Origin of the sequence: Streptomyces sp. N35 (assembly GCF_016464295.1) — a bacterium.
Lineage (GTDB): Bacteria > Actinomycetota > Actinomycetes > Streptomycetales > Streptomycetaceae > Streptomyces.
On record NZ_JAEIMH010000024.1, the window covers coordinates 30070 to 49481 of the forward strand.

At 69.8% G+C, this 19412-nt stretch carries 17 protein-coding genes, 2 pseudogenes and 1 riboswitch; of the genes and pseudogenes, 11 read left to right on the forward strand and 8 right to left on the reverse strand.

Annotation, left to right across the window (positions count from 1 at the left end):
- The first annotated feature begins 135 nt into the window (after window positions 1-135).
- Window positions 136-1380 carry an Ig-like domain-containing protein gene (locus JAO81_RS15455; RefSeq protein ID WP_199548428.1) on the forward strand — a complete coding sequence of 415 codons (1245 nt, stop codon included), beginning with the start codon at window positions 136-138 and terminating at the stop codon, window positions 1378-1380.
- 95 nt (window positions 1381-1475) lie between these two features.
- Here JAO81_RS15455 and JAO81_RS15460 read toward each other — a convergent pair whose 3' ends face one another.
- A complete protein-coding gene (locus tag JAO81_RS15460; RefSeq protein WP_199548429.1) occupies window positions 1476-1877 on the reverse strand; it encodes a hypothetical protein in 402 nt (133 codons plus the stop codon).
- A 174-nt stretch (window positions 1878-2051) separates the two neighbouring features.
- On the opposite strand from JAO81_RS15460, the gene JAO81_RS15465 reads away from it, so the two are divergent.
- The 6 genes and pseudogenes from JAO81_RS15465 (at window position 2052) to JAO81_RS15490 (ending at window position 9211) form a co-directional block, all read left to right on the forward strand.
- Window positions 2052-2672 carry a heme-copper oxidase subunit III gene (locus JAO81_RS15465; RefSeq protein WP_165332102.1) on the forward strand — a complete coding sequence of 207 codons (621 nt, stop codon included), beginning with the start codon at window positions 2052-2054 and terminating at the stop codon, window positions 2670-2672.
- 83 nt (window positions 2673-2755) lie between these two features.
- The gene (locus JAO81_RS15470) at window positions 2756-3565 is read left to right on the forward strand and encodes a c-type cytochrome (protein ID WP_199548430.1); all 810 of its coding nucleotides are present in this window, start codon (window positions 2756-2758) and stop codon (window positions 3563-3565) included.
- Window positions 3562-4614, forward strand: coding sequence for a ubiquinol-cytochrome c reductase iron-sulfur subunit (locus tag JAO81_RS15475; protein ID WP_199548431.1), 1053 nt, complete (start codon window positions 3562-3564; stop codon window positions 4612-4614). Before JAO81_RS15470 ends, JAO81_RS15475 begins: the two co-directional genes overlap by 4 nt.
- Window positions 4611-6242, forward strand: a complete 1632-nt coding sequence (locus JAO81_RS15480; protein WP_199548432.1) for a ubiquinol-cytochrome c reductase cytochrome b subunit — start codon at window positions 4611-4613, stop codon at window positions 6240-6242. The genes JAO81_RS15475 and JAO81_RS15480 overlap by 4 nt, the downstream gene beginning before the upstream one ends.
- A gap of 131 nt (window positions 6243-6373) precedes the next feature.
- Window positions 6374-7438, forward strand: coding sequence for an anthranilate phosphoribosyltransferase (gene trpD / locus JAO81_RS15485; RefSeq protein WP_199548433.1), 1065 nt, complete (start codon window positions 6374-6376; stop codon window positions 7436-7438).
- Between the two features lie 83 nt (window positions 7439-7521).
- Window positions 7522-7639: riboswitch (SAM riboswitch) on the forward strand.
- 175 nt (window positions 7640-7814) lie between these two features.
- Window positions 7815-9211, forward strand: a pseudogene (locus tag JAO81_RS15490) (aminotransferase class V-fold PLP-dependent enzyme).
- Between the two features lie 23 nt (window positions 9212-9234).
- On the opposite strand, the gene JAO81_RS15495 reads toward JAO81_RS15490, so the two are convergent.
- The 7 genes from JAO81_RS15495 to JAO81_RS15525 all read right to left on the reverse strand — a co-directional run bounded on the left by JAO81_RS15495 (window position 9235) and on the right by JAO81_RS15525 (window position 15669).
- Window positions 9235-10389 carry a glycerate kinase gene (locus JAO81_RS15495; protein WP_199548434.1) on the reverse strand — a complete coding sequence of 385 codons (1155 nt, stop codon included), beginning with the start codon at window positions 10387-10389 and terminating at the stop codon, window positions 9235-9237.
- A 133-nt stretch (window positions 10390-10522) separates the two neighbouring features.
- Window positions 10523-11941 carry an SLC13 family permease gene (locus JAO81_RS15500; protein WP_199548435.1) on the reverse strand — a complete coding sequence of 473 codons (1419 nt, stop codon included), beginning with the start codon at window positions 11939-11941 and terminating at the stop codon, window positions 10523-10525.
- A 93-nt stretch (window positions 11942-12034) separates the two neighbouring features.
- Complete coding sequence (locus tag JAO81_RS15505; RefSeq protein WP_199548436.1) at window positions 12035-12700, reverse strand: response regulator transcription factor; 666 nt, start codon at window positions 12698-12700, stop codon at window positions 12035-12037.
- A gap of 65 nt (window positions 12701-12765) precedes the next feature.
- Window positions 12766-14226, reverse strand: a complete 1461-nt coding sequence (locus tag JAO81_RS15510) for an ATP-binding protein (protein WP_374194298.1) — start codon at window positions 14224-14226, stop codon at window positions 12766-12768.
- Window positions 14201-14488, reverse strand: a complete 288-nt coding sequence (locus JAO81_RS15515) for a small hydrophilic protein (protein ID WP_199548438.1) — start codon at window positions 14486-14488, stop codon at window positions 14201-14203. The genes JAO81_RS15510 and JAO81_RS15515 overlap by 26 nt, the downstream gene beginning before the upstream one ends.
- 138 nt (window positions 14489-14626) lie before the next feature.
- Window positions 14627-14908 carry an Lrp/AsnC family transcriptional regulator gene (locus JAO81_RS15520; RefSeq protein WP_165332092.1) on the reverse strand — a complete coding sequence of 94 codons (282 nt, stop codon included), beginning with the start codon at window positions 14906-14908 and terminating at the stop codon, window positions 14627-14629.
- A complete protein-coding gene (locus JAO81_RS15525) occupies window positions 14905-15669 on the reverse strand; it encodes a rhomboid family intramembrane serine protease (protein ID WP_199548439.1) in 765 nt (254 codons plus the stop codon). The genes JAO81_RS15520 and JAO81_RS15525 overlap by 4 nt, the downstream gene beginning before the upstream one ends.
- A 161-nt stretch (window positions 15670-15830) precedes the next feature.
- On the opposite strand from JAO81_RS15525, the gene JAO81_RS15530 reads away from it, so the two are divergent.
- The 4 genes and pseudogenes from JAO81_RS15530 to JAO81_RS42480 all read left to right on the forward strand — a co-directional run.
- Complete coding sequence (locus tag JAO81_RS15530) at window positions 15831-16070, forward strand: hypothetical protein (protein WP_093609527.1); 240 nt, start codon at window positions 15831-15833, stop codon at window positions 16068-16070.
- Between the two features lie 33 nt (window positions 16071-16103).
- Window positions 16104-17450 carry an NYN domain-containing protein gene (locus tag JAO81_RS15535; RefSeq protein ID WP_199548440.1) on the forward strand — a complete coding sequence of 449 codons (1347 nt, stop codon included), beginning with the start codon at window positions 16104-16106 and terminating at the stop codon, window positions 17448-17450.
- A gap of 301 nt (window positions 17451-17751) precedes the next feature.
- A complete protein-coding gene (locus JAO81_RS15540) occupies window positions 17752-18780 on the forward strand; it encodes an NlpC/P60 family protein (RefSeq protein ID WP_199548441.1) in 1029 nt (342 codons plus the stop codon).
- A gap of 431 nt (window positions 18781-19211) precedes the next feature.
- Window positions 19212-19412, forward strand: a pseudogene (locus JAO81_RS42480) (hypothetical protein); the annotation flags it as partial.

Sequence of the window (19412 nt, forward strand, 5' to 3'; positions counted from 1 at the left end):
CCCCCCCGGGGCCCCCCCGGGGGCCCCCGCCCCCCCCGCAGGGCCCCGCCGGGGCCCCTCTTTTGCAGCAGTTTGAGCTTCTCGTACGGAGCACTCCGCGCGCCGTCGGTGACAAACCTTCATAGCGTGTGCTGCATGAGCCACTCACCGCGAATGCGCACGGTATTGAGCTGCACCCTTCTTGTGGCCGCGCTTGCCGCGGGCGCCACGGGCTGCGGCTCCGACGGCCACCCGCTCTCGGCGAAGCCCTATGACGCGGCCGGCCAGATCGCCTTCAACGGGCCCGCGGGCACCCAGAAGGCGGACCCGGACAAGCCCCTGGAAGTCACCGCACAGGGCAAGGGCGGACGGATCACCGACGTCACCGCCACGGATGCGCTGGGCCGTTACGTGGCCGGTGAGCTCTCCGCCGACGGCAGTCGCTGGCACACCACGACGCCGCTCGCCGCCGGCGCGGCCTACACGGTCAAGGTGAGCACCGAGGACGAGGAAGGCTCGCCCGGCCGCAAGGTCCTCACCTTCGAGACCCGTGAGGCGGCCAAGAAGGGGCGCGTGGACGTCGAGTTCGGCCCGGAGGAGGGCCAGTACGGCGTCGGCATGCCCGTCACCGCCACGCTGAGCAGGCCGGTCAAGGACAAGAAGGCGCGGGCGATCATCGAGCGCTCCCTCGAGGTCCGCTCGGAGCCGGCCACGGAGGGCACCTGGCACTGGTTCGAGGACGACAAGCTGCACTACCGCCCGAAGGACTACTGGCCCGCCAACGCCAAGATCTCCGTCTCCTCGCACCTGGAGGGCGTGAAGATCGCCGACAAGCTGTGGGGCGGCGAGGGCAAGCCGCTGAAGCTCACCACGGGCAGCAAGATCGAGGCCGTGGTGGACGCCGGCGCCCACTACATGACCGTCTACCGCAACGGCGAGGAGATCAACTCCGTGCCGGTGACCACCGGCAAGCCCGGCTGGGAGACGCGCAACGGCACCAAGGTCGTGCTCGGCAAGGAGTACGTGGTCCGGATGACCAGCCGGGCCATCGGCGCCGCCGAGTTCTACGACAAGCAGGTCTACTACGCGACCCGTCTCACCGACACGGGCGAGTACGTGCACGCCGCACCCTGGTCGGCCGGCTCGCACGGCTACGCCAACGTCAGCCACGGCTGTGTGGGAATGAGCACAGGCAACGCCGCCTGGTTCTACGGGATCGTGCAGCCCGGCGACATCGTGCGCACCATCAACAGCTACGGCGAGTACCTGCCGGCGTACGGCAACGGTCTCGGCGACTGGAACATGGAGTGGAAGGACTGGCGCAAGGGCAGCGTGGTCAACGCCGATCTGCGCGAGGGCCAGACCCACCACGACGAGGCCCGCCTTCGCCCCTCCGTGTGACAGCGGTCCGCGTGCGGTGTGACCCGAACGCGTGACATGACTTGAGCCCGTACGGACCTCCGTACGGGCTCAAGTGCGTTCAGTGGTACGGGAGATCAGGCCCCGATGGCCAGGCGCGTGCGCAGCAGGCCGGCCAGTGCGGCGGCGAACTCGACGGGCTCGACGGGCAGCGTCACCGCGGCCTCCGCGCGGCTCCAGGTGGCCAGCCAGGCGTCCTGCGGACGGCCCATCAGAAGCAGCACGGGCGGGGACTGGAAGACCTCGTCCTTGATCTGCCGGCACATCCCCATGCCGCCCATCGGCACGGCCTCTCCGTCGAACACACAGACGTCGATGCCGCCCCGGTCCAGCTCCTTGAGGACGGCGGCAGGGGTGGCGCACTCGATGAACTCGACCTGGGGAACATCCGCGGCCGGCCTGCGACCGGTCGCCAGCCTCACCTGCTCGCGGGTGTTGGCGTCGTCGCTGTAGACCAGGACCGTGGCGGTCGACTGCATGGTTCCTCCGTGACTGCGCTGTCTTCGGGGCTCGCTGGGTCGGATGCTACTCCGTCAAACACCCCGTCAACACCGGTATGCAGAGGCCTTCGATGGGCCATCCGGGCTGGACATCGGGCGCGAACACTCCGAACGGCACCCCCCGGAGTGAGCGCCAGATAAGCGACCGACATAATGTCGGTCGTGGCGACAGCAACGACAGTAGAAACCGGGCACGCGCACCCGTCGGTCAATCGGCCGAACCTCACCAGCGTCGGAACCATCATCTGGTTGAGCTCCGAGCTGATGTTCTTCGCGGCCCTCTTCGCGATGTACTTCACCCTGCGTTCGGTGACGGGTGCCGAGCACTGGAAGGAAATGGCCTCGAGCCTGAACTTCCCCTTCTCGGCGACGAACACCACGATCCTGGTGCTCTCTTCGCTCACCTGCCAGCTCGGCGTCTTCGCCGCCGAGCGCGGGGACGTGAAGAAGCTCCGGATGTGGTTCATCGTGACCTTCATCATGGGCGCGGTCTTCATCGGCGGTCAGGTCTTCGAGTACACCGAGCTGGTCAAGCACGAGGGTCTCTCGCTCTCGTCCGACCCGTACGGCTCGGTGTTCTACCTGACCACCGGCTTCCACGGCCTGCACGTGACGGGTGGGCTCATCGCCTTCCTGCTCGTACTGGGCCGTACCTACGCGGCTCGCAGATTCACTCACGAGCAGGCGACCGCAGCCATCGTCGTGTCCTACTACTGGCACTTCGTCGATGTGGTGTGGATCGGTCTCTTCGCCACGATCTACATGATCAAGTAGCGGGGCCGAGAACCCGTAAGCCGGGCCGAGACCCGAACCTTTCCGAAGCATCGACGCAGAAGATCCTGACACCGGGGTAATCCGTGAAAAAGCTCTCCGCACGACGACGCCATCCGCTGGCGGCGGTCGTCGTCCTAATCCTCGCGCTGGCGGCCACCGGGGGGCTGTACGCCGCGTTCGCGCCGGCGGACAAGGCGCAGGCCGAAGAAACACAGCAGTCCCTCGCGATCGAGGAGGGCAAGAAGCTCTACTCGGTCGGCTGCGCCAGCTGCCACGGCACCGGTGGTCAGGGCACCACTGACGGTCCGTCGCTCGTGGGCGTCGGCTCCGCCGCGGTGGACTTCCAGGTGGGCACCGGCCGTATGCCGGCCCAGCAGCCCGGCGCCCAGGTGCCGAAGAAGAAGAACATCTACACGCAGGCCGAGATCGACCAGCTGGCCGCGTACATCGCCTCCCTCGGCGCCGGTCCGGTCACCCCGACGGACAAGCAGTACAGCCCGGAGGGTGCGGACATCGCCAAGGGTGGCGAGCTGTTCCGTACCAACTGCGCGCAGTGCCACAACTTCACCGGTGAGGGCGGTGCCCTGACGAAGGGCAAGTTCGCGCCGAGCCTTGAAGGCGTCAGCCCCAAGCACATCTACGAGGCCATGCAGACCGGCCCGCAGAACATGCCCTCCTTCCCCGACACGACGATGCCGGAGAAGCAGAAGAAGGACATCATCGCGTACCTTGACGCGGTCAATGGTGAGAAGACGGAGAGCCCCGGCGGTCTCAAGCTCGGCGGGCTCGGCCCGGTCAGCGAGGGTCTGTTCGCCTGGATCTTCGGTCTCGGCGCCCTGATCGCTGTCGCTGTGTGGGTCGCCGCGCGGACCGCAAAGGCCAAGAAGTCATGAGCAGCCAAGACATTCCAGAAGAGAACCTGCCCGTAGCGCAGGCCGACGGCACCGACCTGGAGAAGCACGGGGAGAACCCGTTCGCCGATCCCGGACTGCCGCCCCACGAGCACCGCATCCAGGACATCGACGAGCGGGCCGCAAAGCGCTCCGAGCGCACCGTGGCCTTCCTGTTCACGCTGTCGATGCTGGCCACGATCGGCTTCATCGCCTCGTACGTGGCGTTCCCGGTCGACAAGAGCATCTACCTCTGGCCGATCGGGCACATCAGCGCGCTGAACTTCGCCCTGGGCATGACCCTCGGCATCGCGCTGTTCTGCATCGGCGCGGGCGCGGTCCACTGGGCCCGCACCCTGATGTCCGACGAGGAGATCGCCGACGAGCGGCACGAGATCTCGGCGCCGCCCGAGGTCAAGGCGAAGGTCCTCGCAGACTTCAAGCAGGGCGCCAAGGAGTCGGCGATGGGTCGGCGCAAGCTGATCCGCAACACCATGTTCGGTGCGCTGACCCTGGTCCCGCTGTCCGGTGTGGTCCTGCTTCGTGACCTCGGTCCGCTGCCCGAGGACAAGCTCCGGCACACGCTGTGGGCCAAGGGCAAGCTGCTCGTGAACCAGAACACGAACGAGCCGCTGCGTCCCGCGGACGTGGCCGTCGGTTCGCTGACCTTCGCCAAGCCCGAGGGCTTGGAGGAGCACGACCACGACTTCCAGACCCAGATCGCCAAGGCCGCCCTGATGATCGTCCGCCTCGAGCCGGATGACATCAAGGACAAGCAGGAACTCGAGTGGTCCCACGAGGGCATCGTGGCGTACTCGAAGATCTGCACCCACGTGGGCTGCCCGATCTCCCTGTACGAGCAGCAGACGCACCACGTCCTCTGCCCGTGCCACCAGTCCACCTTCGACCTCACCGACGGAGCCCGAGTGATCTTCGGTCCCGCCGGCCACGCCCTGCCGCAGCTGCGTATCGGCGTGAACGAGGAGGGCTACCTCGAGGCGCTCGGCGACTTCGAGGAGCCTGTCGGTCCTGCCTTCTGGGAGCGCGGATGAGCACCACAACCCCTTCTACGGAACAGCGCAAAGCACCCGCCGGTGAGCGGGTTGCCGACTGGGCCGACGGCCGTCTGGGGATCTACTCCCTGGCCAAGGCCAACATGCGGAAGATCTTTCCGGACCACTGGTCCTTCATGCTCGGCGAGATCTGCCTCTACAGCTTCATCATCATCATCCTCACGGGTGTGTATCTGACGCTGTTCTTCCACCCGTCGATGAACGAGGTGGAGTACCACGGCAGCTATGTCCCGCTGCAGGGTCAGCTGATGTCCGAGGCGTTCAACTCGACCATGCACATCTCCTTCGATGTGCGCGGTGGTCTGCTGATCCGGCAGATCCACCACTGGGCGGCGCTGATCTTCGTCGCGGCCATGCTGGTCCACATGATGCGCGTGTTCTTCACGGGCGCCTTCCGCAAGCCGCGTGAGGTCAACTGGCTGTTCGGCTTCCTGCTGCTCGTCCTCGGCATGTTCACCGGATTCACCGGTTACTCACTGCCGGACGACCTGCTCTCAGGAACCGGTGTCCGCTTCATGCAGGGCGCCGTGCTCTCGATGCCGATCGTCGGTACGTATCTGTCGATGTTCCTGTTCGGCGGGGAGTTCCCCGGCGGCGACTTCGTGGCCCGGTTCTACTCGGTGCACATCCTGCTGCTGCCGGGCATCATGCTCGGGCTCGTGGTGGCGCACCTGATCCTGGTCTTCTACCACAAGCACACCCAGTTCGCGGGCCCCGGCAAGACCAACAAGAACGTGGTCGGCATGCCGCTTCTGCCCGTGTACATGGCGAAGGCCGGCGGCTTCTTCTTCCTGGTCTTCGGCGTCATCGCGGCCATCTCGGCGCTCGCCTCGATCAACCCGATCTGGGCGCTCGGACCGTACCGCCCGGACCAGGTGTCGACCGGCGCCCAGCCCGACTGGTACATGGGCTTCTCCGAAGGCCTGATCCGTGTCATGCCGGGCTGGGAGATCAACCTGTGGGGTCACACGCTCGTCCTGGGTGTGTTCATCCCGCTGATGATCTTCCCGCTGGTGCTCGTGGCGATCGCCGTCTGGCCGTTCATCGAGTCCTGGGTCACCGGGGACAAGCGCGAGCACCACATCCTGGACCGCCCGCGCAACGCCCCGACCCGTACCGCCTTCGGTGTGGCCTGGCTGACCTGGTACTTCATCCTCCTCATCGGTGGTGGAAACGACCTCTGGGCGACGCACTTCCATCTGTCGATCAACTCGATCACCTGGTTCGTCCGGATCGCGTTCTTCGTCGGACCGGTCATCGCGTTCATCGTCACCAAGCGGATCTGCCTCGGCCTTCAGCGCCGCGACAAGGACAAGGTGCTGCACGGACGCGAGTCCGGCATCATCAAGCGCCTGCCGCACGGTGAGTTCATCGAGGTGCACGAGCCGCTCAGCCAGGAGGCGCTGCACACCCTCACGGCGCACGAGCAGCACAAGCCGCTCCAGCTCGGCCCGACGGTCGACGAGAACGGTGTCGAGCGGAAGGTCAAGGGCACGCAGAAGCTCAAGGCCAAGCTCTCGCAGGGCATGTACGGGGAAGAGAGCCAGATTCCCAAGCCCACCGCCGACGAGTACAAGGAGATCACCAGCGGCCACGGCCACCACTGATCTCCGTAGCTGAACGCCACAGCGAGAGCCCCGTCCAATCGTCGGACGGGGCTCTTTGCTGTGCCCGGCCTTCGTTAGGCTGAGGCTTCCCTTTCGTACCGACGACTTCGTACCGACGACCAGGAGCGACCATGAGCGCTGTGACCCCCGCTGGAGGCGACACCACGGCGGTCCGTTCCTGGCCCGCCGTACTGAACGGGCTGCTGGACGGGCGTGACCAGAGCGCCGAGGACACGTTCTGGGCGATGGACCGGATCATGCGCGGTGAGGCCACCGACGCACAGATCGCCGGGTTCGTGGTGGCGCTGCGGGCCAAGGGCGAGACGGTCGAGGAGATCACCGGTCTCGTACGCGCGATGTACGAGCACGCCAATGTCATCGAGGTGTCCGGGGCGACCGTGGACATCGTCGGGACCGGCGGCGACGGCGCCAAGACGGTCAACATCTCGACCATGTCGTCGATCGTCATCGCCGGTACGGGCGCCAAGGTCGTCAAACACGGCAACCGGGCCGCTTCGTCCGCCTCCGGGTCCTCCGATGTCCTGGAGAAGCTCGGGGTCAATCTGGAGCTGACGCCGCAGCGGGTGGCCGAGGTGGCCGAAGAGGCCGGGATCACCTTCTGCTTCGCCGTGAAGTTCCACCCGGCGCTGCGTCATGCCGGCGCCGCGCGCGGCCAGTTGGGCATCCGGACGATCTTCAACGTGCTCGGTCCGCTGACCAACCCGGCTCGGGTGAAGGCCCAGGCCGTGGGGGTGGCCGATCCGCGGATGGCGCCGATCGTCGCCGGGGTGTTCGCCGAGCGCGGGAACTCCTCGCTGGTGTTCCGCGGTGACGACGGGCTCGACGAGCTGACCACGACCGCGAGCTCGCGGGTGTGGATCGTGCGCGACGGTGTCGTACGCGAGGAGTCCTTCGATCCGCGCGATGTCGGCCTGGAGTTGGTGCCGGTCGAGGCGCTGCGCGGTGCGGACGCCTCGTACAACGCGGAGGTCGCGCGCCGGCTTCTGTCGGGGGAGACCGGTCCCGTACGGGATGCGGTGCTGCTCAACTCGGCCGCGGCGCTCGTCGCCCTGGAGCCGACGGACGCGCCACTCGCCGAGCAGATCCGGGCCGGGATGGACAAGGCCGCCGAGGCGATCGACTCGGGTGCGGCGCGCAGGACGCTCGAGCGGTGGATCAAGGCGAGCAACGCCTAGGGCGCACAGGTGTGATGCAGGGCGCAGTCCGGGATGCGGACTGCGCCTTGCGCGTGGAAGATCTTCTGGCAAGATGCTGCACAGGTCATGAGTGACAGCGACTACGGCCCCGGCCCGCTGTCCGGCAACCCTCCGTCCGTGGCGGGGTGCCCCGGGTGAAGACCAGGCCGCAGACAACAAGGTCTGTGGCAAGCGCGGACCCCTGCACACCCTGGGGTCCTGGTCCTCAAGGGAGCAGTCTCGTGAGCAAGCGAATGCGATAGGGCGAATCCGCCCCACTTCCGCGCACCCTCTTTTCCCCTTCTTTCCGGATCACCCGCGCTCGACGCCGTACGGCTCGCGCGGTGCATTCGCCTGCCTGCCACGGGAGTTCGCCATGTCCGCGTACCTGAACACCAACGCCGCCACCCTCGAAGCCTCCGCCGCCGAGCCGGTCTGTACCGAGCCGCTCCAGGTCCTCGGCCGCGATGTCCGCGTGCCGCTCGTCACCGGCGGTGAAGTCACCTACGCCGCCCTGGACTACGCGGCCAGCGCCCCCGCCCTGCAGCGGGTGTGGGACGACGTGGCCGCGTACGCGCCGTACTACGGGAGCGTGCACCGCGGAGCCGGGTACCTCTCGCAGCTGTCCACGGACCTGTTCGAGAACGCGCGGCGCACCGTCGAGGAGTTCCTCGACTGCCGCGAGGGCGACCAGGTGATCTTCACGCGGTCGACCACCGACTCGCTCAACCTGCTCGCCCAGGCGCTGCCCGCCGACTGCCAGGTGTTCGTCTTCGAGACCGAGCACCACGCGTCGCTGCTGCCCTGGCGCGATGCCCGGGTCACCTACCTCAACGCCCCCCGTACGCCCGACGAGGCCGTACGCACCCTGGAGGCCGCGCTCGCCGCGCGCGACCCCTACGGTCCCGCGCTCGTGTGCGTGACCGGGGCGTCCAACGTCACCGGCGAGCTCTGGCCGGTGCGCGAGCTGGCGGCGGCCGCTCACGCGCACGGTGCGCGCATCGTGCTCGACGCCGCTCAGCTCGCGCCCCATCACCCCGTCTCCGTACAGGAGTTGGACGTGGACTGGGTGGCCTTCTCCGGCCACAAGCTGTACGCGCCCTTCGGCTCCGGTGTCCTGGCCGGGCGCGCCGACTGGCTGCAGGCGGCCGAGCCGTACCTCGCGGGCGGCGGCGCCTCGAAGGCGGTCGCGCGCCGCGCCGACGGCGGCGTGGGCGGGGAGTGGCACTCCCCCGCGGCGCCGCACGGGGCCGGTTCGCCGAACGTCACCGGCGCCTCCTCCCTATCGCCTCCGCGTGCAAGGCGCTCACCGAGGCCGGGTTCGACTCGCTGGTCGCGCGCGAGCAGGAGCTGATCGGGCGGGTCCGTACGGGACTTGCCGAGGTGCCCGAGGTCAGGGTGCTCTCGCTGTTCGGCGACGAGGCCCCGCGCGTGGGCGTCATCTCCTTCGTCGTCGACGGCTGGAACAGCTCGCACTTCGCCGCCGCGCTCTCCGCCGAGTACGGCATCGGGGTGCGTGACGGACTGTTCTGCGCCCACCCGCTGGTGCGCACCCTGCTCGGCAGCGACCCGCAGGAGCAGGGCGAGTGCGGTGCGCCCGAGGCGGCGCCCGGCGAGAAGTCGCTGAACGCGATCCGGGTGAGCTTCGGCGCCGGGACGCCCGACGAGCACGTGGAGCGTTTCGTGCGCGCCGTCGGCGAGCTGGTGCGGGACGGTGCGCGGTGGAACTACCGCACCGAGGACGGGCGTTGCGTCCCCGACACCTCTGCCTGACGGCATGATCCACAAGACAGGCCCTAAGCGGCGAGCCGGGTGCCCAGGAGGACCATCCGCAGGGCTCGTTCCGTGGCGTCCGTGAGGAACTCCGCGCCGCGCCCCAGGGCTTCGGGCAGGGTGACCGGAGCGGGCAGGATGCCGCTGTAGGCGTCCACGCCCGAAGCGCGGATACGGTGTGCGCCCTCGCCGATCGTGCCCGCGAGCACGAGCACAGGGCGGCCGGACAGCTTGGCGCGCCGGGCCACTTCGGCGGGGACCTTGCCGCGCGGGCTCTGGAAGTCGAGGGCGCCCTCGGCCGTGACGACCAGGTCGGCGCGGGCCAGCCGGGCGTCGAGGTCCAGATGGTCAAGGAGCACGTCGAAACGGGGGAGCAGCCGCGCGCCGAGCGCGGCGAGGCCCGCGCCGAGGCCGCCGGACGCGCCGGTACCCGGGCCCTCCCGCAGGTCCAGGTCGCTGGGCAGGTCCCGCTCCAGGGCGGCGGCCCACCGGTCGAGGGACGCGGACAGGTCCTCGACCTGCTGGGGCGTGGCGCCCTTCTGCGGGCCGAAGACGCGGGCGACTCCGCGCTCCCCGCACAGAACGTTGAAGGGGTTGCAGGCGACAAGGAGTTCCGTGTCCTTCAGACGCGGATCGAGGCCTGCCGGGTCGATCCGGTCGAGGGCCGTCAAGGCGCCTCCGCCGTACGGGAGTTCACGGCCATCGGCGTCGAGGAGCCGCGCCCCCAGGGCCTGCAGCGCACCCGCGCCGCCGTCCGACGTACCGGAGTCGCCGCAGCCGACGAGGATGGGGCGCACGCCCGTGTCGAGCGCCGCGGAGATCAGTTCGCCCACGCCGTACGTCGGGGTCGCGCCCGGGTCGCGCAGGGCCCGGGGGACCAGGGAGAGGCCTGCCACGGCGGCCATCTCGACGACTGCCGTGGTCGGGCCGAGCAGCGCGAAGTGGGTGCGGACGGGGCGGCCGACCGGGCCGGTGGCCGTGGTGGGGACGAGCCGCCCGCCGGGGGTGCCGGCGGCGAGCGTCGCCGCGGTGCCCTCGCCGCCGTCCACCAGCGGGATGAGGTCGACCTCGGCATCGGGTACGACGCGTCGTACGCCCTCGGCGATGGCCTGCGCGGCGGCCTCGGCGGACAGGGACTCCTTGAAACCGCTGGGGGCGACGGCGACTCGGGTCAGCATGGTGAACTCCTGATCGGGGTGCGGGGATTCTGGGCCGGTACGGGGTGGCGTGCTCAGGGCGCGAGGGTGAGGGGCCGGTGGCGTGCTCAGGGCGCGAGGTTCAGGGGCAGGCGGCGCTCTCAGGGCGCGAGGCTCAGGGAGCGAGGACGGGCACGCCGAGCAGTGGCCAGACGGCAAGGGCGAAGAGGAGCACAAGGGCCGCCGTGAGCGGTGCGAGCACGGCGGACAGGCGCAGCAGGTCGCGCGGGGTGTACGTCGGAGTGCCGGGGATGCCCGCGAAGAGCGTCACCGGCTTGGCGGAGGCCGGCAGGGTGTGGCAGAAGCCGGCCGCGGCGGTCGAGGCGAGCGCGGCGGCCACCGGGTTCACTCCCGCGCCCACCGCGGCCACCACGACGAGCGGCACCAGGACCGACGAGCGGGCCGAGCGGGACTGCAGCACCAGATGCGCCGCGGTGCTGACGGCGATCACGACGCCCAGGAACAGCGCGGGGGACAGCCCGTTCGGCAATCCGTCGACCAGCCACTTCGCCGCCCCCGAGTCGGCAAGGGCGACGCCCATCGCCATGGTCGCGGCCATGAAGAGGAGCAGCGACCAGGGCACGGTCTTCAGGGCGTCCTTGAGGCGTACGGTGCCGAGTGCCGGCGAGGCCGCGACGACCGCGCCGATCAGGGCGACCACGGCGGGCGGCACCTGGTGCAGCGGCTCGCTGCACCACAGCACCACGACCGTGCCGAGCAGCAGTGCGCAGCGGGTCTCCTCGGTGCTCAGCGGGCCCGTGACCGGCTGGTCGCTGTGCTCCTGGATCTGCGCGGCGGTGATACGGACCGGGCCCGAGCGGTCCTCGCGCCGGGTCATCGTCAACAGCACGGCTTCCGCGGCCAGATGGGACGAGGCGACGGCGAGCGGCAGACCGAGCAGCAGCCATTGCGTGAAGCCGATCTGCTCGCCGGTCGCCTCGAACAGGACGTTCACGGTGATGAGATGGGCGCCCGCGCCGATCAGGGTCGCGACGGCCGACAGCAGGATGACCGTGGGAAAGAGCAGCGCCAGCATCACCACGAGGCGCCTGCGGTCGGCGAGCACCCTGGCCAGGGCGAGGAAAACGGGCAGGGCGAGGGCCGCGCGCCCTGAGGTCGCGGGTACGGCGAAGGCCGTCACGACCAGTGCGGCGGTCGTCAGATGCGTCAACTGCCGCACGCTGCGGGCCCCGCTCACCAGGAAGGCCGCGGCCCGTCCCGCGAGCCCGGTCCGGCGTACCGCGGCGGCGAGCACGAACGCGCAGATCAGGAGCCACACCGTCTCGTCGCCGAGCGTCCCGAACAACGTGTCGCTGCTGATCACGCCCGTCACCGTGAGCGCGAGCCCCGCGCCCAGGGCGATATACGTGTCGTCGATCGGGGTGCCGATCCACGCACAGGTCGCCAGGGTGAACACCGCAAGGGTGAGCCGGGCGTCGCCGTCCAGGGCGGGGAAGTTGGTGGGGACGAGCAGCAGCCCGCAGATGCTGAGGGCCACCACGAGGGTTGCTGTCTGCCGTACGTTCAGGGTCACGCTGTACAGCGTTGTGGGCCGCGGTGAGCCCTCAATGAGCCGTAGATGAAGGAAAGTTCACCCGGGCCCGGACGGGTCGGCCGGTGCCGCCGCTCACTCCCCGGGCATGCGGTACCCCATCCCGCGCACCGTCTCGACCTGCTGCGCGCCGAGCTTCTTGCGCAGCGCCCGTACGTACACGTCGACGATGTTGGACCCGGGGTCGAAGTCGTAACCCCAGACGTGGGACAGGATCTGTTCCCGCGACAGGACCTGGCCGGGGTGGCGCAGGAACAGTTCGAGCAGCACGAACTCGCGGGCCGTGAGATCGACCGTACGGCCGTCGGCGCGCGCCCTGCGGGTGCGCAGATCGAGCGAGAGGCCGCCGTTCTTGAGCAGGGTGACCTCGGGGGCGCGGGCCGCCGTGCGCAGCCGCAGCCGTACCCGGGCGAGCAGCTCCTCGAAGCGGAACGGCTTGGTCATCCAGTCGTCGGCGCCGCCCTCCAGACCGGCCACGGTGTCCCGTACCGAATCCCGGGCCGTGAGCACGATCACCGGCACCGTCACCCGCGCCTCGCGCAGCTGGCGAAGGACCGTGAAGCCGTCCTTGCCGGGCAGTCCGATGTCCAGGACCACCAGGTCGAAGCCGCCGGTCAGGGCGTAGTCGTGGGCGCTCTCGCCGTCGCCGACGACCGTGGTCGTGAAGCCGTTGGAGCGCAGCCCTTTCTCGACGAAGGACGCGATGCGCTCCTCGTCCTCGACTATGAGTATCCGGTGCATCGCGTCCTACTTTCCTACGGTGCCCTGGGCGCCGCGCTCCGTGGTGCGTTCGGTGCGTCCTGCGTTCATGCCGCCGAGCCGTTCCATGCCAGGACGAACGTCGCGCCGCCGCCCTCGGTGTTCTGCAGCCGTATCTGTCCGCGGTGCCCTTCGGCGATCGCCTTCACGATGGACAGACCGAGCCCGGCTCCGCCGCTCGCGGCCCGGCGTGTGGTCCCGCGGCGGAAGCGTTCGAAGATCAGCTCGGCGTCCTGCGGCCGTACGCCGACGCCCGAGTCGGCCACGTACATCTCGACGAGAGGGCCGCGCACCCTCGACCCGATGCGGATGGTCTCGCCGGCGGCCGTGTGCTGCACGGCGTTCTGCGCCAGCTGGACCATCGCCTGCGTGACCCGCTGCGGGTCCAACCGGGCCTCGCCGTCGGCGACTTCGGCCAGCTGCCAGTCGCGGGCGCCGAGGGTGCGGGCCTTGACGTAGACATCGGCGGTGAGTTCGGCGAGCTGGACCGGCTCCGGGGTGACGAAGTCGGGCCGCTCGGCCTTGGCGAGCAGCAGCAGGTCCTCGACGATGCGGCTCATCCGGTCGAGTTCGTCGGTGACGATCCGGACGGTCTCCTCACGCTCGGTCGGGTCGTCGCCCATCAGCTCCAGATGCCCGCGCACGATCGTGATGGGTGTACGCAGTTCATGGCCCGCGTCGTCGACGAACTGCCGCTGCCCGGCGAAGGCCCGCTCGAGCCGGTCGAGCATCTCGTTGAACGTCTCGGCCAGCGCGGCCACGTCGTCCTTGCCCTGGACGGGGATGCGCCGGGTCAGGTCCTGCTCGGTGAGCTGCGCGGCCGTCGTCCGTACGAGACGTACCGGCTTGAGGATGCGGCCCGCGACCACCCAGCCGATGCCCGTGGTCATCAGGAGCGCCACCCCGGAGATCGCGAGCAGCACCCGGAACACCTGGTCCGCGCGGGCCTGGTCGTGCCCGGGGTGGAAGGCCACGACGAAGGCCGCCTGCGCGTCCTGGCCGCGCAGCGCGACCTCGACCTTCGCCCAGCGCAGCTCGCCCGAGGGGCGGTCGAGGGTGCCCGTGGACGCGGGGGACTCGAAGATCCGCCGGCGGGCCGCGGCGTCGCCGTCCAGCGGCAGGTCCGCACGGATGTCCCGCACCTGGGCCAGCTTCGCCGGGTCCGGGTCGTGCGCGCGCGCGACCAGACCGAGCAACTCCTCGTCGGGATCGGCGTACTGGCGCTCCAGGAACACCTTCAGGAGCTCCCGGGTGTCCGTGAAGGGCTTGTTGGTCGCCGGGTCCCTGCCGATGTCGACGAAGTTCTTGAACTCGTTCGCCTCCTGGCTGAGCAGCAGGGCGACCCGCTGGTCGACATCCCTCAGCAGGATCGAGCGGGTCGTGCCGGCGACCGCGGCGAGCGCCACCGCCATCACGGCGAGCAGCCACAGGAGGATGCGCAGCCGGGCCGAGAGCCGCCAGGGGGAGGAGATGCGGTCAGGGTCAGCCGTCGTCGCGGTCGTCGTCATCGTCATCGTCGTCGTTCACCGGCGGCCTGGAGACCACCTCGTCGCTCGGGTCGCCGCTGGGCTGCCGGGTACTCGGTGTCGGCGAGGGTGTCCGAGAGGGCGTGCTCGACCCGGGCGTTCCCGTCGAGCTGTTGTCCAGCTCGACCTTCGGCGGCACCTTGGGGGTCCCCGGGCTGTCGGTGAGGGCGTAGCTCGTCGCGGCGATGCCGAGAGGGATCGCCACCACGGCGGCGAGGGTCGCTATGCGGTGGGAGAAAGCCATGCCCTCAGCGTGCGCCCGCGACCCCGCGCGCCGGATGAGCCGCGGATGAAGAAGTCTTCATCCACGCACCCAGCACGCTCAGCGCACTGAGCGCACCCAGCGCCCGCTTCATCCGCTGCTTCCGCCCCTGCACCCAGGTCAGTTGTCGAGCCCGATGGCGAAGGCCGCCTCGAGGTCGTGCTGCGAATACGTGCGGAACGCCACATGTGTGTCCGTCGCCTCGACGCCCGGGATCTTGCTGATCTTGCCGGGGATGATGTCCGCGAGGTTCTCGTGCTGGTGGACGCGGACCATCGCGATCAGGTCGTACGTACCCGTGACCGAGAAGACCTCGCTGACGCTGTCGAGCGCGGCGATGGACTCGGCGATCTCCGGGATCCGGTCGACGCTGGTCTTGATGAGCACGATCGCGGTGATCACGGCTGACTGTCTCCCTCGGTGGCCGGCGCCCTGTGCCCGGCGGGCCCCTTCACTTTAGACCTACGGGCATAACGTCCCCATGCGTAGAGGAACCCCAGCGAGAAGCCCACGAGGTGCGCGAGATACGCGACCCCCGGACCGTTCTCGTCCCGCCGGGCGGCCAGCCACTGCAGGGTCACCCAGAACGGCAGCACGATCCAGGCCGGGAAGCGCAGCGGGATGAAGAACAGGAAGGGGAGCAGGCTGGTGACGCGCGCCTTGGGGAACAGCTTCAAGAACGCGCCCAGCACCGCCGAGATGGCCCCCGATGCCCCGACGAGGGTCTGCGTGGAGCCCGCGTTGGCCAGCGCGTAGGCGAACAGGGCCAGTGCGCCGCAGCCCAGATAGAACAGGGCGAACTGCAGATGCCCGAGCCGTTCCTCGACCATGCCGCCGAAGACGTACAGGAAGAGCATGTTGCCGAGCAGATGCAGCCAGCTGCCGTGCACGAACAGGGCGGTCACCGGGGTGATCGCGGCCCGCGGCGAGCCGCTGAGCAGCTCGGCCGGGATCACACCCCAGCGCGCGAAGAAGGTGCGCTGGGCGGCGAGCAGCGCGTCGCCGGTGCCGTACGCCGGATTGAGTCCTGCGGCGGGGGAGAGGATGAAGACCGCACAGCACAGGACGATCAGGCCGTACGTGACCAGGGGCCCGTGGCCCGTGAGGACCCGCGCGGCCGAGGTCCGCAGGCTCTGGCCGACCGCTCCGGCTGTGGTGATCATGTACAGATCCTGACGGAACGGGACGAATGTGCGGGGACCGCCTCGCCGTGCTGATCAGCGTCCCCAACTCCGGACGGCGTCCGCACCGCACCCCGCCAGGCCGTAGGGTTACAGGGAGTGCGTTCCGATGCGAAAGCCACCTTGAAAGGCGCCCCGCCACCATGACGGTTCCCCTGCCGACCGCCGAGACCCGCTGGCGCTGCACGCTCTGCGGCAACCTCACGCGTTTCGACGTGACGCGATCCTCGAAGGTCGTGGAATACGTCCATCTCGACCTGGCCGGTGAGCCGAAGGTGGAGGAGCGCGAGGTGGTCAGTGAGACCATCGAGTCGGTGCGGTGCCGTTGGTGCAACGCACAGGACCAGGTCGAACTGGTGGACAGGCCGGGCGCGGGCTCCTGAGGAGTGCCGCACCCTCGGACAGTGGGGTGACGGATGGTGGAGAACCAGGGCGGGGAGCCGGGCGACGGCGCCGCTGAGGTGCTCGACCGCCCGCTGCCCGAAGGTGTACGGCGCCGGGTCATCGCGCTGGCCTCGGAGGGCTTCGGCTCCCTGACGATGGCCGAACTGCCCGCTCAGCTGCGGCAGTACGCACGGTTCACACCGTCGCGGCGGCTGAAATTCGCGGGCAACGCGATGGCCTCCGCGCTGGAGTCCGATCCGCTGTTCCGCCAGCGCATCGGCGAACGGTTCAGAGAGACGCAGCCCGAACTCGCCGGCGCCCTCGACGCGGGGTCGCCGCCGCCGGCCGCGGATCCGCTGGACGTGGCGGCCGCGGCCTATGTGCTGCGCCCCGTCGGCTGGGTCAAGCTGGTCACGGCTGCGGGTGAGGAGGCGCAGCGCGCCGAGTCCGAGCGGGCCGACGAGGAGGCCAGGGCCGAGCTGGAGCGGCTGCGCACGGAGCTGGCCGCCGCCCAGGAGCACACCAGGTCCGAGACCGAACGGCTGCGCTGCGAGCTGGAGTCGGCCAAGAAGGAAGCCGAATCGCTTCACCGCAAGCTGCGCAGCGCGCTGAGCGACGTCAAGCGCGGCGAGGCGGCACTGCGCAAGGCGCACGCCGAGTTCGAGACGCAGCGCGCCGAGGCGCACGGCGCGCAGTCCGCCGCCGAGAGCGAGGCCCGGCGGCTCAAGTCCCGCCTCGCGGAGGCCGAATCGGCCCTGGAGTCCAGCCGCAAGGCGGTACGCGAGGGGCGGTCCATCGAGGACATGCGGGTGCGGCTGCTGCTCGACACCCTCCTCGAATCGGCCCAGGGGCTGCGGCGTGAACTCGCGCTGCCGCCCGTGGACGTACGCCCCGCGGAGACCGTGGACGCGGTCGAGCCGGGCCGTATGTCGCCCAAGGACATCGCCGCACGCGCCCTGTCCGAGGCCGACCCGGCGATCCTCGACCAGCTGCTCGCGCTGCCGCAGGCGCATCTGGTGGTCGACGGCTACAACGTGACGAAGACCGGCTATCCGACCATGCCGCTCGAGAAGCAGCGGCTGCGGCTGCTCGGCGGCCTGTCCGCGCTCGCCGCGCAGACCGGCGCCGAGGTCACCTGTGTCTTCGACGGGGCCGAACTGGCCGCGCCCGTCCTGCTCGCACCGCCGCGCGGGGTGCGGGTGCTGTTCTCCAAGCCCGGGGTGACGGCCGACGAACTGATCCGTCAGCTGGTGCGCGCCGAACCGCCGGGACGGCCCGTGACGGTGGTCTCCACGGACCGCGAGGTCGCGGACGGGGTGGCCAAGGCCGGGGCGCGTCCGGTGCCCTCGGTGATGCTCCTGAAGCGCCTGTCGCGCTGAGTAGTGCGCTTGGGCCGGTATCGGCCGTCTATCGGGGCTCTCGTCAACTCCTGTGACGTATGCCCGAATTCGCGAGACCTTCACACAACATAGCGTCAACCCGTCATCACTGCACGTGGGTTCTCGGTAAAGAAAACGCTCCGTGAGCATTTTTTTCTCATCGGGATTTGAACTGATCACAGGAAGGTCACTAAGGTCACGTTCGAACCTTCGCACGGTTGATCACCCATAAGGGGTGACGGCAGGTTCACCGCCCGCCGGTTCGTTCGGTAGGCGGCTTGAGAAGAAGGAGCTCGCCTTCGTGGCGTCCCACCGTCGACCCAAGCAGCCCAGCCGCACCCGCGTGACCGTGCTCACCGCGACCGCAGCCGCCGCCGTGGCGCTCACCTCCCAGGCCGCACAGGCCGACGAGAAGCCCACGAAGAAGGAAGTCAAGGCGAAGGTCGACCGGTTGTACGAGGAGGCCGAGAAGGCCACCGAGAAGTACAACGGCGCCAAGGAGCAGCAGGGCAAGCTCCAGGACGATATCGACGAGCTCCAGGACAAGGTCGCGCGCGGCCAGGACGAGCTCAACGGCCTGCGCGACAGCCTCGGTTCGATGGCCAGCGCGCAGTACCGCAGCGGCGGCATCGACCCGACCGTCCAGCTCTTCCTCTCGTCCGACCCGGACACGTATCTGGACAAGGCCTCCACGCTGGACCAGATGACGGCCAAGCAGGCCGACGCGCTGGAGAAGATCCAGGACAAGCAGCGCACCCTCGCGCAGCAGCGCAAGGAAGCCACGCAGAAGCTGAACGACCTCGAGGACACCCGCGAGGAGCTCGGCAAGAAGAAGAAGGAAGTCCAGGGCAAGCTCGGCGAGGCGCAGAAGCTCCTCAACACCCTGACCGCCAAGGAGCGCGCCGCGCTCGCCGCCGAGGACGCGCGCGCCAGCCGCGCCTCCGGCGACCGGGTCGACCTCGGCAACGCGCCCAAGGGCTCGAACTTCGCGATGGCCGCCTTCCAGGCCGCGCAGAGCAAGATCGGTTCGCCGTACGTCTACGGCGCCGTCGGCCCCGGCTCCTTCGACTGCTCGGGCCTGACCTCCTGGGCGTACGGGCAGGCCGGTGTCCAGATACCCCGGACCTCGCAGGCCCAGGCCAACTACGGCACCCGGATCTCCTCGCAGAGCGACCTGCGCGTCGGTGACCTGGTCATCTTCTACGGCGACATGCACCACGTCGGCTTCTACGCGGGCAACGGCCAGGTGCTGCACGCCCCGAAGCCGGGTGCGGTCGTGCGCTACGAGTCGATCAACAACATGCCGTACATGTTCGGCGTCCGTATCTGACCCCCGTGCCCTCCTGCGAGGACGCCGAACCGCGGTGACCCGCCCTCCGAACGGGCGAATTCCCGCATAGTCTGCTGACCCCACGCCCCGCCAACGACCTGCGTCGATGGCGGGGCGTGGTGGTGCGCGCGGCGCCGCGGGGCCCGGAGTCGGGGGTAGCTTCCGCGACGTTCGCCCCGTGCTTTCGCGGGGCGGGCCTACCGCCGGACGGGCGGGATGTGAGGCCTGTGGAGGCTCCGAGGTGCCGGAACTGCGGTTTCGGCAGGGGCCGTTGAAGCGGGAACCCGCCGGAAGCCGTTCGCGCCGCGGACGGCAGACCGGAGGCCCAGCTGGTTCGTCAGGGGCCGGACGTCCGTACTGCCGCTGATATCCGGCAGCCCGCCTTGCACGAGGGCGGGCGGCAGCGGCAGCAGGAAGGAGAGCCGTACCCCGTGGCGTCCCATCGCCGTTCCGCTTCGCCCGACCGCTTCGGCAGGTTCGACCGGAGCGCGCGCGTCACCGTCCTGTCCGCGGCCGTGGCCACCGCCGCCGCGACCCTCACCGCCGCACCGGCGGGCGCCGGCCCCGGGGGGCCCGCGGGCGGCACCCCGGGCCCGGGCGGCCGCCCCCACGCCGGGGGCGGGGGGGGCCCG

Bases quoted from the DNA above. Each gene is read 5' to 3' on its own strand.
- JAO81_RS15455 (WP_199548428.1), top strand. From the start codon at position 136: ATGAGCCACTCACCGCGAATGCGCACGGTATTGAGCTGCACCCTTCTT.
- JAO81_RS15460 (WP_199548429.1), bottom strand. From the start codon at position 1,877: ATGCAGTCGACCGCCACGGTCCTGGTCTACAGCGACGACGCCAACACC.
- JAO81_RS15465 (WP_165332102.1), top strand. From the start codon at position 2,052: ATGTCGGTCGTGGCGACAGCAACGACAGTAGAAACCGGGCACGCGCAC.
- JAO81_RS15475 (WP_199548431.1), top strand. From the start codon at position 3,562: ATGAGCAGCCAAGACATTCCAGAAGAGAACCTGCCCGTAGCGCAGGCC.
- JAO81_RS15480 (WP_199548432.1), top strand. From the start codon at position 4,611: ATGAGCACCACAACCCCTTCTACGGAACAGCGCAAAGCACCCGCCGGT.
- trpD (WP_199548433.1), top strand. From the start codon at position 6,374: ATGAGCGCTGTGACCCCCGCTGGAGGCGACACCACGGCGGTCCGTTCC.
- JAO81_RS15495 (WP_199548434.1), bottom strand. From the start codon at position 10,389: ATGCTGACCCGAGTCGCCGTCGCCCCCAGCGGTTTCAAGGAGTCCCTG.
- JAO81_RS15505 (WP_199548436.1), bottom strand. From the start codon at position 12,700: ATGCACCGGATACTCATAGTCGAGGACGAGGAGCGCATCGCGTCCTTC.
- JAO81_RS15510 (WP_374194298.1), bottom strand. From the start codon at position 14,226: ATGACGACGACCGCGACGACGGCTGACCCTGACCGCATCTCCTCCCCC.
- JAO81_RS15515 (WP_199548438.1), bottom strand. From the start codon at position 14,488: ATGGCTTTCTCCCACCGCATAGCGACCCTCGCCGCCGTGGTGGCGATC.
- JAO81_RS15525 (WP_199548439.1), bottom strand. From the start codon at position 15,669: ATGATCACCACAGCCGGAGCGGTCGGCCAGAGCCTGCGGACCTCGGCC.
- JAO81_RS15530 (WP_093609527.1), top strand. From the start codon at position 15,831: ATGACGGTTCCCCTGCCGACCGCCGAGACCCGCTGGCGCTGCACGCTC.
- JAO81_RS15535 (WP_199548440.1), top strand. From the start codon at position 16,104: ATGGTGGAGAACCAGGGCGGGGAGCCGGGCGACGGCGCCGCTGAGGTG.